Here is a 12691-nt window from a genome sequence, read left to right on the forward strand (position 1 = left end):
GGGGGGGGGCGGCGGGGCGGGGGGGGGGGGGGGGGGGGGGGGGGGGGGGGGGGGGGGGGGGGGGGGGGCGGGGGGGGGGGGGGGGGGGGGGGTGGGGGGGGGGGGGGGGTCAGGTCGCGGAGGGCGTGAGGGTGCTCCGCCAGCGCAGGGTGACGATGGTGGTGGCGAGAGCCGCGGAGATGGGCAGGTCCAGGCGCAGACGCTCCAGCCACGGGCTGGTGGGGATGGGGGTGTGGGCGGGCAGCCATTGGGCGGTGAACCACCCCAGGGCAGCGGCCGTGCCGGCGGTGAGGATGACGAGTGTGGCGGTCAGGGCGGCGCGCGAGGTGGTGGCCGTCCACGGTCGGGGTCGGCCGCCGTGCCGCAGCCAGGCGCCGACGAGGAACGCCACCACGGCGGAGGTGCCGGCGATGGAGGTTCCGGCGGCCACGGCGAGATCCTGCTGCCCGGTGACGACTGCGGGGATGCCGGCCATCAACGCGGGGGCGACGTAGGCGGCGAGCACTTCGCGCCACAGGGTGAACGGACGCTGTGACCGGGAGGCGGTCCGGGCGGGGGCGGTGGGGTGCTGGGTGGTGGGCATGCGGGCCTCTTTCATGTTCGTGTGCGGAAAGGAAGAAAAGCCGCAGGGCATGGGAGAGCGACTCCCCGAAAGTAATTAGGTGGCTAACTATCTGGTGAAAAAAGAGGGCCCTGCCCGGAAGGGGGCGGGGCCGAAGCGGTCGGGCGTCCCGTCAGTCGGCGACCAGGGCCGCACTGCCCCGCGCGACTCGCGCGAGCAGATCCAGGAACACCGCACGCTCCTCGACGGACAGTCCGACCACCATCGCCTCGAGTCGTCCGAAGTGGTCGGACGCCATGTCGCGCAGGCGCTGCGCCCCACGCGCCGTCAGAACGGCCACCGAACCGCGGCCGTCCTCGGTGGATGGGCGGCGAGCGATCAAACCCTCGCGCTCCAGGCCATCGAGCAGTCCGGTGATCGTCGCCCTGGAGACGTCGAGGTCCTCCGCGAGGCGCGAGGGGGACTTCTCCCCCCCGTGGTCCTCGAGATCGGCGAGCAGGCGGTAGCGCCCCGTCGACAGGCCGAACCGGGCAAAGTGCACCTCGGCGGCCCGGCTGACCCGCGCACCTGCCGAGATCAGCCGCACCGCGACCAGTACCGCCTGCGGATCCGTCGACAGGCCGTAGTGCTGGACCTGCCGCTTGGCCTGATCCAGCGTAGGCCTCTCGCCGTCGCTGCCGTCGCTCGTCATGGAGATAATATGGCGGCTAATCACTTGGCGTGTCAAGCAACCCCCAGGAGAGCCGCGGCGGGCTTTGGGTCGGTCCGAGAATTCCGGAACGCACACCGGGGCGACCGTCGCTGACAGCGTCCTGGTGGACGTGGAGCCTGGGTGCCGGGTTTCACGGTTACCGATTGTGTCTCGCCACCTGTGATGATCGCTGCGGCAGGCCCGCGGGGCGTGGGCGGCCGGCTCCGGGCTGCGGTGCTGTGCGCGCCGTGGGCGGACTGCTGCACCAGTGGCAGCCGACCAGCCCAAGGGATGGACCCGACCCATGAGGTGGAGACCGTGGATGAAGCGAGCGATCGCCGGCGTCCTGGTCGTGGTGGCAGGCTTGGCGCTGGCCGGGTGCACGGGAATTCGTGAGGCCAACTGCCAGGACGACGAGTACCCGGCTTGGTCCATAAACTACCCCGATACGGGTGGCGCGTGTGTTCCCAACGGGCAGGATCCCGGGCCCGGTTATGCCCGCTTTCCCGAGGGGCACGTTCCGTATTGGTTGGACGAGTGGTACAACCCCATGGAGTCGCCTGGTCCCACCTCCAGCACGTAGCCTGCGGGCCTATAGCTGACGGCCGAAGAACGCCCGCGGCGTCATCGGGCTTCGAGGCCGGCGGTGCGGCGCGGTCTCGCGGGGTGTGGTCCTGGAGCGCGTGGTTGATCCTCCGGCCGCGATGGCTGCTCGCGGCCCCGTCGTCGTGCTGGTGGGTCTCGCCGCTGCAGCGCGCCGGTGACCACCGCCGGAGGCGCACCGGCCGCCCCTCCTGGGTGATGCACGATGCCGTGGCGCAAAAGGGGACGGCTGGGGGCGAAGTCCGGCCATGTACCAGAAGTCACTTATTGAGCACAAAGCGTCGTGCTAGCGTCACGCAGAGCCACCGACCGTCACCCGAAGCCCCAACTGTTGCCGCCAGCGGCACAGTTCTCCGTTCCATGATCTCGGTGCCGACGGCTCTCTCGCGTCGCCGGCACCCGCCGCACCTCACCCCGTGCTCCGGCACGCCGGCCGAGAGGGACAGACCATGAACGCACCCCAGGACCCTTCGACATACACCGTCACCACCGCACAGCTGGCCCACGTCGCGAACAGCGGCATCTGGGCGTCGAGCACGTCGGTCAGCCAGGACGCCGCCCAGGTGGGCCAGGCGTTGGTGGCCAGCTTGCAGGGCCACGCCACGCACGGCGCGCTCACCCCGGACCTGCAGCAGTTGGTCGCCGACGTGCAGCGGGTGGCCAGCATCGGCTTTCCCCGGATCCAGACCTCGGACGGGGTCCGGCTCTCCGCGCACACCATCCGGCTCCACACCGCGGAGCCCCGGCCGGTGGTCATCGTGCCGTCCGGGTGGACCCCCTTCGGCTGGGTGCTGTTCGAGTACGCGCACCTGCAGCTGGCCCTGCGGGGCTATCACGTCCTGGCCTACACCCCGCGCGGCATGGGCCTGACCACCCAGACCCCCGGCGGCGGTTACCTCGACAGCCCCTGGACCTCCGGCGGCACCATCGACGTGGCCGGCCCCCTGGACTGGTCCGACGGATCCACCGTCATCGACTACGCGCAGGAGCGTTTCGCGCCCAGTGCGGTCGGCTTCCTCGGCGAGTCCTATGGGTCGGGGATCAGCCAACTGGTCGCGGCGAACGACCCCGAGAACCGGGTCAAGGCGGTCGTCGCGCTGAGCACCTGGGGCAATCTGGCCACCAGTCTGCTGCACCACGACACCCGCCACCTCCAGGCGGTCACCTCGCTGGTCAACTTCACCGGCGGTCCGGTGGAGCGCAAGTTCGACGAGGAGACCCGGCGGATCCTGCGCTCCTTCGACCAGGGCGAGAACCTCGCCGACGTCCTGGCGTGGGGCCACGAGCGGGCCCCGGAAACCTACCTGCCCGCGACCAACGAGCGCCACATCCCGACGTTTTTCTCCAACACCTGGCACGAGACGCTGTTCCCGGTCAACCAGGTCCTGGAGACCTTCAACCAGTTGACCGTTCCGAAGCGGCTGAACCTGTGGATCGGGGATCACGCCGCCCCGGAAGGCGCGGGCCTCACCATTCCGCTCAGCGGCCCCAATACCCCGGTGGCGGAGGCCTTCGCCTGGCTCGACCGCCACTTGCTCGGCGTCCAGCACGAGGCGTCCGCCTGGCCCCAGATCAGCAGCCAGGTGATGTTCACCTACCAGACCCGAACGGATCCCGGCACCGGGCAGAACGTGATCACCGAGCCGGCCGCGCGCGAACCGCGCGAGAGCTGGGACGCGGTGACCACCGACCGCGAGCGCTGGTACCTGAGCGACGCGACATCCGGCGACCAGGACGGCGCCCTGGCCACCGAGGCCGCCGCCGACTGGTCGCGCGACTTCACCGCCGGGAACCTGACCGCCGCCACCGCCGTCGACGCCGTCATGACCACCGGCCAGGCCGAGTGGAACGGCAACCCGAAGATCTACGAAACCGAGAAGTTCGACCGCCAGCACCTGCTGCTGTGGGCCACCGACGCCCTGGCCGCCGCGGACGGGCCGGCCGCACGACGCATCCGCGGCATCCCCCGCCTCCACCTGACGGTGCGCAGCAGCGCCTCCTCCGCGACCCTGGTCGCCTACCTGTTCCACATCGATCCGGACGACACCGCCCGGATCATCACGCATGAGCCCTACACCCTGGACGCCCTCACCCCGGGCCAGGACACGGCCATCAACTGGCCCCTGCAGGCCGCCGCCTACGACCTGCCCGCCGGCCACCGCCTGGCCCTGGTGGTCAACAGCACCGACCAGCTCTACTCGCACGCCACCGTCGAGGGCAGCACCACCTCGATCAGCTCGCCGGACGGCGACCCGTCCTATCTGGAACTGCCTCTCGGCTAGGACCCGTTACCGCCGTGCAGGCAGCGGGCCGTCCTTCGCCGTGAACCAGGCGAAGGGCGGCCCGCACTTACGGGCCGGCGGGGGAGCGCGTCGACCGGAGGGTCCCGCCGGTGGACGGGATCCAGGGGCACGATCGGCGGGCTGCTCCCGGTGTCCGTTCGGCCCGCGGGTCTGCCCTCGGGTCTCTGGTGAGCGGTCAGTCCGATGTGCGACGTTGATCGGATCAAGGTGACTCTCGGGTGAAGGAACGCGTATGGCCGCGATGCGGGACGCAGAGCAGAAGTCCGACAGCACGCGGGCATCCGGGCGGATGCGTGCCTCTGCTTCCCCAGCGCGAGCTGGTCGCGGACCCACCGCCCTCCAGAACAGCGCCGGGAACGCCGCTGTGGTCCAAATGCTCCGCCAGGCCGGACACCCGTGGGCCCAGGACCAACATGAGCACGGTCCCGGCTGCGCCCACGGGTCACAGGCCGCCCCGCTGCAGCGGTCCGTGGGCGGTCCGGTGGTCGCGCCCTCCCCCGACGAGGAGCACCAGGATGCCGACGGCCGCGGCCACGGGATGGCGATGGATGCGGATCCGGCCGGCCAACGGGCCCTGCTCGATGCTGCGAAGGCGTCCGCGAGCCGCCCCCTTCCCGCGTCGCTGATTGCGGAAGCGGCGCCGTTCTTCCAGAACGCCGACCTGTCCGCCGGTCGCTTCCACGACGGGCCGGTCGCGCAGCGCGCCGTCGCGGCGATGGGCGCCCAGGCCATGACGATCGGCGGGCACATCTTCGCCCCGCCGGCCGCCCTGCAGAACAAGGCGCTGATCGGCCACGAACTCAGCCATCTCCACCACAACCTCAGCGGCAAGCGCGAGCAGGGCGTCAGCCAGGGCGGCGGAGTGACCGTCACCGACCCCAACCAGTCGTCCGAGCGGCTGGCGGACGTCGACGGGAACGCGTTCGCTGCGGGACTGGCGACGGCCCCGTCCACCGTCCAACGATCCGTCGCCGGCCCGCCACCCCTTGCCGCTCGGCCCGCGGGGCCCGCGCCGAGCGGCGAGCGGGCGCACGGCGGCCCAGCCGTGCAGAGGGCCGGGCACAAGGGATCCTCACGATCCGGGGACCGCAAGTCCCAGCGGCCGCACCGGATACGCGTCAAAGACCTGCCGCGGGCGCAGTACATCACCTCACCCACCTGGGGGGAGACGCTCGGCAGCCGCGGCGGCGGGACGTCGGTCCACGCGGTCTTGGGCCCGCTCGGCTATGACGACGTCAATTCCAACTCCAACGCCCGGCTTCCTCCCGCCATCGATGACGCGCGCCAGGCCTACCCGGGCGTCACGTTCATCGCCGGGCATCTGCTCAACGAATGCTTCGGCGGGTCGGGCCAGAAATCAAAGAACCTCACCATCCTGACCGCCAGCGCCAACTCGGCCCACAAGTCCTACGACAACCCCGTCAAGAATGCCGTGCACTGGCTGTACCGCGTATACGACGGACTGTCCCGCCTCTACCTCCCCATCGACACCCTCAGGCTCGGCGTCGAAACGACGGTCAGGGTCTCCGCGGAATCGCACGGAAAGTACGCGTGGTCCAAGGACAGCCCTGGCAAATACATCTCCGACCACCTGTACTGCAATGCCCAGGTCCGCGGCGCCGAAAAAGTGTGGGACTGGATAGCGCAGGCCCAGGCCCAGGACCCCGACAACGCGGAATGGAAGGAGATCGCCACGAACCTGGGATACGTGGAAGCCTGCGTTGACCAAGCCAACCAGTACCAAGTCATCAGCAATACTCCCACCGGCGGCGCTCTCCAGCCCCTGTAACGCCGCCGAAGGCGGCCGGTACGGGCCGCTGGCCGCAAAACAAGGTGCGTGCCGGCCCGTGGGGCCAGCAGACTCGGGGCATGAGTGCGAAGATCACCCGTATCAATCCCAACCAGTTGCACGAAACGCCCGGCTATCACCACATCACCGTGGTGGAGGCCGGCCGGACGGCCTACTTGGCGGGACAGTGCCCCCTCGACCTCCAGGGGTCCCTCGTCGGCCCGGGTTCCCTCGACCAGCAGATCGACCAGGTCGCGGCCAACGCCCTGAGTGCTCTGGCCGCAGTCGGCGCGCAGCCGCAGCACGTCGTGCGCTCAGTGATCTACGTGTGCGGTCGCGAGACCGGCGACCTGGGCGCCGCGTGGCGTCGGCTCAGCAGTTCGGTCATCGGCCCGGCCTTCACCAGCGCCAGCACGCTGCTGGGGGTCGCCCAGCTCGGCTTCAGCGGACAGCTCGTCGAGGTGGACCTCACCGTGGCGCTGCCGGAGTGAATGCCCCGGATGCGTCCGCCTCGTCCGTCGTGGCGTGGTGCCCTTTTCCTGGTGGGCGGGCGCATGGCTTGCCCGGGGTACGGACGCGTGCGACTGCGTGAGGTGTTGCCGCACAGCGGCTCGTTGATCCCAACGGACGGGCGGGGCCGGGACCGGTGCCGCCCGGGACCTGGCCTCGGGCACGTCTGTCCCGTGCGCCGCATGATCAACATCATTCGGGGGGATCATGGACGTTGGTCGCCACCGCAGACCGACGGCCTGCCCGCTGCTCGGCCCCAGCCATGGCTTTGCCGCTCCTTCGGTGGTCGGGGAGTCAGGGCCCTGGCCGATAGGCGACCGTTCGAGCCCTCCTGCGGGAGGCGTCGCAGGGGCGTGGCCCCCCGCTACTGTCGGCCCCGCCGGTCCCGGATCCTCCGGTGCGCCGGCACGGTGGAAGGATCACGAGAGTGGAAGCGGAGCAGGAGTTGGCGTCGAGCGTGCAGATCCGAGCTGCGCAAGGGACGGAAGCCGACATCCTCAGTGCCTTGGCGCTGCGGTCGAAGGCACATTGGGGGTACGACGCCGCGTTCATGGCGGCGTGCGTCGAGGAACTGACAATGCGCGCAGACGAGATCACCTGCCGACGCACCACGGTGGCTGAGCAGGACGGGCGCATCGTGGGCTTCACGACGTTGGAGGGCAGACCGCCGACAGGCGTGCTGGGCATGATGTTCGTCGACCCGCATGCCATGGGCCAGGGCATCGGCCGTCTGCTGTTCGAGCACCTCCGCGCGAACGCGCGACAGCTGAGATTCGCGCAGATCACGATCGACGCGGACCCCCAAGCCGAACCCTTCTACCGTGCGATGGGCGCCGTGCGCACCGGAAGTATCCCGTCAGGCTCGATCGCCGGCCGGATGCTGCCACAGTTGCTTCTCGCCCTGCAGCCCCAGACACGTGCGAGCCCAGAGCGCTCATGAACAGTGCTCTCCACCCAGCGCGAGCACTACAGCCGCACGTCGTGGCGCTGCCGCTCGGAGCCGGCTGGGGGACGCCTCGCGGTCGTTGTCGGGGGGGTATCCCCAGCATCGTCCTGAGGACAGCGCCTCGGCCCGTCGGGGGAGAGCCGGATGGGCCGACTCCTGCTTCGCTGATGGGATGGTCCTCGACCACCGGCACCGGGAGCGGAAGACCGGGGCCACAGCCTGCACGCTCCACACGCAGGCAGCTCAACGGGACGGGGATCATCATGCGGGTGCGGGGAAGACGTCGGCGGGACGCGCTGGTCCTGAGCGGCTTGGGCGCGGTTCTGTTCGCCGCATCGATGGGGACGGCAGCAGCGAAACCACCTGCTGATCCGCTGCAGCGGCAGGTGGACGCGGTCCACGACACCGGGGCCGTCGGGGTGGCCGCTGAGGTGACGTCCCCGCATACCCGGGACGTCGCGCGTGCGGGGACGGCCGAGCGGGGCACTCGGAAGCAGATGCCCCGTAACGGCAGATTTCGCATCGGCAGCGCCACCAAGACCTTCACCGCCACGGTTGAGCTGCAACTGGTCGCCGAGGGGCGCATGTCCCTGGAGGACACCGTCGAGCGCTGGCTTCCCGGAGTGGTCCACAACAACGGCAACGACGGCAACCGCATCACCGTGCGGCAGTTGCTGCAGCACACCAGCGGCATCCAGGACACCGGCCCGGCCATCCCCGCGCTGACCAGCGAGGACGGCTATCGAGCCGAACGGTTCCGCACCTACACCATCGACGAGTTGGTACGGCTGGCGCTCCAACCCTCGCCCACCGTCGCCGCAGACGAGGAACACTGGGCCTATGCCAACACCAACTACCTCCTCGCCGCGCTGATCACCCAGAAGGTCACCGGCCGGAGTTGGGCGCAGGAGGTCACCGACCGCATCATCCGCCCACTGGGCCTGCAAGACACCAGCACACCCGGCAGCTTCCCGTTCATCACGGGCCCGCACGCCCACGGCTACGCGTTCGACACCGCCACCGACGTGACCGTGCTCAACGCGAGCATGGCCGTCGGCTCCGGATCGATCATCAGTACCGCGCACGACATGAACCGGTTCTACGCCGCACTGCTCGGCGGACGTCTGCTGCCGCCGGCGCAACTCGACGCCATGACGACCACCGTCAACGCGCCCGAGCTGGGCATACGGTACGGACTGGGCCTGGCCGAGATCGGGTTGTCCTGCGGTGGCAGCTACTTCGGTCACCGGGGCGAACTGCTCGGCTACATCACCTGGGGCGGCGCCACCCGAGACGGGACGCGGACCGCCGTGGTCTACGTCAGCAATGACGGCGGCGAAGGCACCGAACAGGCCATGACGAAGCTCATGGACCAGGAACTGTGCCGGACCCGCCCCTAGAGAGGGGTTCGGGAGGGACCGGCGCGGACGGCGAGAAGACGAGCTGCGGCTCGGTGCGCTCGAGCCAACTGCGGTACCAGTGCGCGAAGTCCTGCCCGGTGGGCTTGATCCCTTGGTCCACCGGCCGCAGGTCCTCCCAGATCGCACCGCGGTACGGGCCGTTTCTCACCAGCAGCGACGTGCCGCCGCAGCCCTGGCGACATCAGTCGAAGGCGCAGTCGATCGAAGGCGGCCTCCACGCGATGGTGCAGATCGGCGCCGTCCTTGGAAGTGCGCTGGGAGGGAGGGTGGGTTCATCGTCGGGGCCGTATGCTCGCCGATCGTGCGCACATACAGACCAACATGGCTGACCCCGAGCCGCCTGATAGTTCCCGCCCTGGCTGCCGTGTTCGCAGCCGGCTGGTATCTGGGGCAGCCGGTCCTGCCCTCACGATGTGAGGCGCCGACAGTACCCGTGCGGTACAGCGACCACCTGGCGGCCGACAGGTTCAGCGGCTGCGACGACAGGCCGCGCCTGTTGGCTTGGCTTTCCGGGGACTTCCGCTGAGCTGGTCGTGGGCTCCGGCCGTGGGGGTAGGGGTCTCTGCACCGCGGCGATTCCCCCGGGCGGTTGCCAGAGCTGCCGGCGGTCTGCTGCTGCGCGGAATCCTGGGATCAGGACGGGGTCCGGTCCGACGGGTTCCGGTCCACGGTGCGGGTACGCGGGGGCGGCAGGCGAAACAGCCCGCTCAGCTTGCGGAGAGCCGGTTTGTCACCGGAGACCGACGCGGTGCCGGTCTCGATCGCCTCCATGAGCGTGAGATCTTGACTGGTCAGCCGCAGGAAGACCTCCTGGCCGAGCGTGAGGGTCACGTCCGGGTGCTGCGCCGGTCCGTGCAGGAGCTCCAGCAGCCCGTCGTCGACCCGTGCGTGGAAGACCTCGGTGTCGATACGGAACTCGTAGACCGCGTGCAGGCCGGTGGCGGCCGCCGGGTCGAAGCAGGCGCGCAGACCGAGCATGGCCCAGCCCGGATGGAACGTCTCGCTCGGCCGACGCGGGCCCATCGACCACTTCAGGCCCCACCGGGCCAGCTCCAGGATCGCTGGGGCGAGTTCCTCCCCGGCCTCGGTGAGGGCGTATGCGGGGGTTCGGGCGGGGGGCGGAAGCGTGATCTTGTGCGTCAGCCCCTCGCGCTCCAGGTGCTTCAGCCGGGCGGCCAACAGCCCCGTACCGAGGCCGCGCAGGCTGGCCTGCAAGTCACCGAACCGTTTGGGCCCGGTCAGCAGCTCGCGGATCAGGAGCAGCGTCCAGCGTTCGCCGACGATGTCGAGGGTGCGCGCGGTCGCGCAGTACTGGTTGTACGTTCGCTGTTCCACTTTGTCATTCTAGACTTTGAGCTTCCTGTTCCTGAAGGAGACAGGTATTGAGGAGTATCCGGGCCAGCGGCTCCGGATCGGTGAGCATCACGTCGTGCGGGCCGTCCAGGGCGTGGGTGCGGTAGCCGAGGGACTCGCCGAACCGGTCGAAGGGGTAGGTCTGGGGCCTGCAGTAGACCGCTGTGCCGGGTATCCGGTCCACGGCCCCGGTCAGCCGCGTGCCCTCGGTGAACGAGCGCAGCGACTGAGGGAGCAGGCGGGCGGCGAGACACGCGGCGTTGGCACCGTTGACGATGCCGAACGCTGCGGGGGGCGGAGGCGGGATCTGCCGGTCGTCTCCTCGCGTCCTGGCGGCCGCACGGATCGCGTCGGCGAAGGACTCGGGAGCCAGACTGAACATGCTGGCGCCGTGCGGCCCCGCCCACCCGTCCACCAGCACGATATGGTCGACGGCCTGCGGTCGCGCGTCGGCAGCCTGCCGCACGACCAGGCCCGCGTAGCTGTGCCCGACCAGCACCAGATCGTCCTTCTCCGGACAGGCGTCGAGAGCGGCGACGAGCGTGTCGACGTGGTCGTGCAGCCCGTGGTCGGGGGTGGAGCCGAGGTCCGGGGTGAGCGTGTGCGCCCCGGCGGCACGCAGCAGGGGGACGAGCCGGCCCCAGGCCCAGGGACCGTGCCACGCACCGTGGACGAGAACGAAGGTGGTCATCGGCGATCCCCCGCGCGCAGCAGCGGCAGCACCTGGTCCGCGAACTCCTCCAGCGCCGCGTCATGGTCCTCGACCGCCAAGCGGATCACGAGGTGGCGGGCACCGGCCGCGACGTAGCCGGTCAACCACTCGACGGCCTCGGCGGCGGTCCCGGCGAACAGGGCCTGGATGGAGGCGACGATCTCGAGGGGCGCCTGATAGTAGCGTTCGATGCTCGTCCGCAGGCGCCTGCGCGCCTGGTGCGGGTCTTCGTCCAGGCAGAGCGTCGCGTACAGGGCGGGGGTGACCGAACGGGCCGTGGCGGTCTGCACGATGGCCTGCCGTTCCGTGGCGTAGGTCGTCGCGGAGGGCGGATAGGGAAGCCAGCCGTCGGCGAGGCGGGCCACGCGCCGCAGCGCCGGCCCGCCGCTGCCCGCCAACCAGATCGGCGGCCCTCCCGGGCGGGACGGCGGGGGAGTGATGCGTACGTCGTCGAAGGAGAAGTACTGACCGCGGTACGACACCGAATCCCCTGACCAGAGTCGCCGCATGGCGTCGATCGACTCCTGCAGGCGCCCGATGCGGCGGGTGAAGTCGACGCCGACGGCGGCGAACTGGGCCTGGGTGTCCGGATTCGGGAACCCCCCACCCATGCCCGCGATGACCCGTCCCTCCGACAGGCGGTCCAGTGTGGCGAGTTGGTGCGCCAGCAGGATCGGATGGCGCAGCGCCGGCAGGAGCACGGCGGTTCCCAGCGTGACCCGCTCGGTGGCCTGGGCGACGGCGGCCAGCAGCAGCAGCGGATCGGCGCGCGGCCGGGTCACCGGACTCTCGCCTGCCCAGACCGAGTCCAACCCCAGCTCCTCCGCCCGCCGCGCTTGGGCGACGAGCCGCCCCGCATCGTGCTCCTCCCGCACCGACTGGTCGCGCGTCGGCAACAGATAACCGACCTTCAGCTTCGCCATGGGTCCTCCCCGCCGTTGTGAGGTTCTCGACCCTATGCCATTGACTTCCTGTTTTTGAAGTGAAAAGTTCTAAGTCAGGTAGCTAGTTGAGGAGTTCGACATGACGGAAGCGATATACACGGCACAGGCGCACGTCACCGGTGGCAGGAACGGCCACGGGCGCACAGGCGACGGCCGACTGGATCTGGAACTGCGACAGCCCAAAGAGCTGGGCGGGGACGGAGAGGGCGTCAACCCCGAGCAACTCTTCGCGATCGGATACGCCGCCTGCTTCGGCTCGACACTCGACCTCATCGGGCGGCGCAGCAAGCTCACCGCGGACGACGCGGAGATCGACGCGTCCGTCGCCCTCATCCCGGCCGTCGGCGGCCGCCTGCGGCTCGCCGTGGAACTGCGGGTCTCTTTGCCCTCGCTCACAGCCGGGCAGGCGGTCGAACTCGTCAGGACCGCCCACCAGGTCTGTCCCTACTCCAGTGCCACCCGGGACAACATCGACGTCGCGCTGGTCGCCAACGACACCCGGCTGTGACCTCGGCCCGTCCCCGAGCACCCCGACGACCGGCCGCCACACCACAACCGCAGGGTGGCCGGCCTGCAGCGCTGCTCGCCGGACACCATGTGTGGGGCGGGCGCGGTCCCCCGGGGAGCGTGCGCCGGCGGGCCGGTACCGGTGGGAGGCGGCGCGGTCCGGCAGGCCCCTGCCCGGGCGGTGGCACGAGCGAGGACTTCGTCGGCGCCCTTCGTCCAGGTCGGGGGGCACGGGTTCACGTTCCCGGTCATGGTCCAGGTTCGGCTGCCCTTCTCCGACTGGAGGGACCTGCGGGTGCCGCGTCGTAGCAGCCGTGCGGCGGTGTCCGCACGGGGGAGCGGGGGCCGCG

General features: G+C 70.4%; 11 protein-coding genes. 6 read left to right on the forward strand and 5 right to left on the reverse strand.

Annotation, left to right across the window (positions count from 1 at the left end; translation table 11 throughout):
* Positions 1 to 109: 109 nt before the first annotated feature.
* Together ABZ721_RS36715 and ABZ721_RS36720 are read right to left on the reverse strand one after the other, a co-directional pair.
* Positions 110 to 583, reverse strand: coding sequence for a hypothetical protein (locus tag ABZ721_RS36715; RefSeq protein WP_358793141.1), 474 nt, complete (start codon positions 581 to 583; stop codon positions 110 to 112).
* A 151-nt stretch (positions 584 to 734) separates the two neighbouring features.
* On the reverse strand, positions 735 to 1253 hold the full coding sequence (locus ABZ721_RS36720) for a MarR family transcriptional regulator (RefSeq protein WP_358793142.1): 519 nt from the start codon (positions 1251 to 1253) through the stop codon (positions 735 to 737).
* 1052 nt (positions 1254 to 2305) lie between these two features.
* Here ABZ721_RS36720 and ABZ721_RS36725 point away from each other — a divergent pair.
* The 5 genes from ABZ721_RS36725 to ABZ721_RS36745 all read left to right on the forward strand — a co-directional run bounded on the left by ABZ721_RS36725 (position 2306) and on the right by ABZ721_RS36745 (position 8804).
* On the forward strand, positions 2306 to 4138 hold the full coding sequence (locus ABZ721_RS36725) for an alpha/beta fold hydrolase (RefSeq protein ID WP_358793143.1): 1833 nt from the start codon (positions 2306 to 2308) through the stop codon (positions 4136 to 4138).
* Positions 4139 to 4628: 490 nt separating this feature from the next.
* The gene (locus ABZ721_RS36730; RefSeq protein ID WP_358793144.1) at positions 4629 to 5948 is read left to right on the forward strand and encodes a DUF4157 domain-containing protein; all 1320 of its coding nucleotides are present in this window, start codon (positions 4629 to 4631) and stop codon (positions 5946 to 5948) included.
* An 80-nt stretch (positions 5949 to 6028) separates the two neighbouring features.
* Entirely contained in the window at positions 6029 to 6439 is a 411-nt protein-coding gene (locus ABZ721_RS36735; protein WP_358793145.1) for a Rid family hydrolase, read from the forward strand.
* A 476-nt stretch (positions 6440 to 6915) separates the two neighbouring features.
* Positions 6916 to 7398 carry a GNAT family N-acetyltransferase gene (locus ABZ721_RS36740; protein WP_358793168.1) on the forward strand — a complete coding sequence of 161 codons (483 nt, stop codon included), beginning with the start codon at positions 6916 to 6918 and terminating at the stop codon, positions 7396 to 7398.
* A 344-nt stretch (positions 7399 to 7742) separates the two neighbouring features.
* The gene (locus ABZ721_RS36745) at positions 7743 to 8804 is read left to right on the forward strand and encodes a serine hydrolase domain-containing protein (RefSeq protein ID WP_358793146.1); all 1062 of its coding nucleotides are present in this window, start codon (positions 7743 to 7745) and stop codon (positions 8802 to 8804) included.
* Positions 8805 to 9458: 654 nt separating this feature from the next.
* On the opposite strand, the gene ABZ721_RS36750 is transcribed toward ABZ721_RS36745, so the two are convergent.
* From ABZ721_RS36750 to ABZ721_RS36760, 3 genes are read right to left on the reverse strand one after another with little or no spacing between them, the layout of a single operon-like run.
* On the reverse strand, positions 9459 to 10160 hold the full coding sequence (locus ABZ721_RS36750) for a winged helix-turn-helix transcriptional regulator (RefSeq protein ID WP_358793147.1): 702 nt from the start codon (positions 10158 to 10160) through the stop codon (positions 9459 to 9461).
* Positions 10161 to 10164: 4 nt separating this feature from the next.
* Positions 10165 to 10869 carry an alpha/beta fold hydrolase gene (locus ABZ721_RS36755; RefSeq protein ID WP_358793148.1) on the reverse strand — a complete coding sequence of 235 codons (705 nt, stop codon included), beginning with the start codon at positions 10867 to 10869 and terminating at the stop codon, positions 10165 to 10167.
* The gene (locus ABZ721_RS36760) at positions 10866 to 11813 is read right to left on the reverse strand and encodes an LLM class flavin-dependent oxidoreductase (RefSeq protein ID WP_358793149.1); all 948 of its coding nucleotides are present in this window, start codon (positions 11811 to 11813) and stop codon (positions 10866 to 10868) included. The genes ABZ721_RS36755 and ABZ721_RS36760 overlap by 4 nt, the downstream gene beginning before the upstream one ends.
* A 100-nt stretch (positions 11814 to 11913) precedes the next feature.
* On the opposite strand from ABZ721_RS36760, the gene ABZ721_RS36765 reads away from it, so the two are divergent.
* On the forward strand, positions 11914 to 12342 hold the full coding sequence (locus ABZ721_RS36765; protein WP_358793150.1) for an organic hydroperoxide resistance protein: 429 nt from the start codon (positions 11914 to 11916) through the stop codon (positions 12340 to 12342).
* The last annotated feature ends 349 nt before the right edge of the window (positions 12343 to 12691 follow it).

It is taken from the genome of Streptomyces sp. NPDC006733 (assembly GCF_040636125.1).
GTDB lineage: Bacteria > Actinomycetota > Actinomycetes > Streptomycetales > Streptomycetaceae > Actinacidiphila.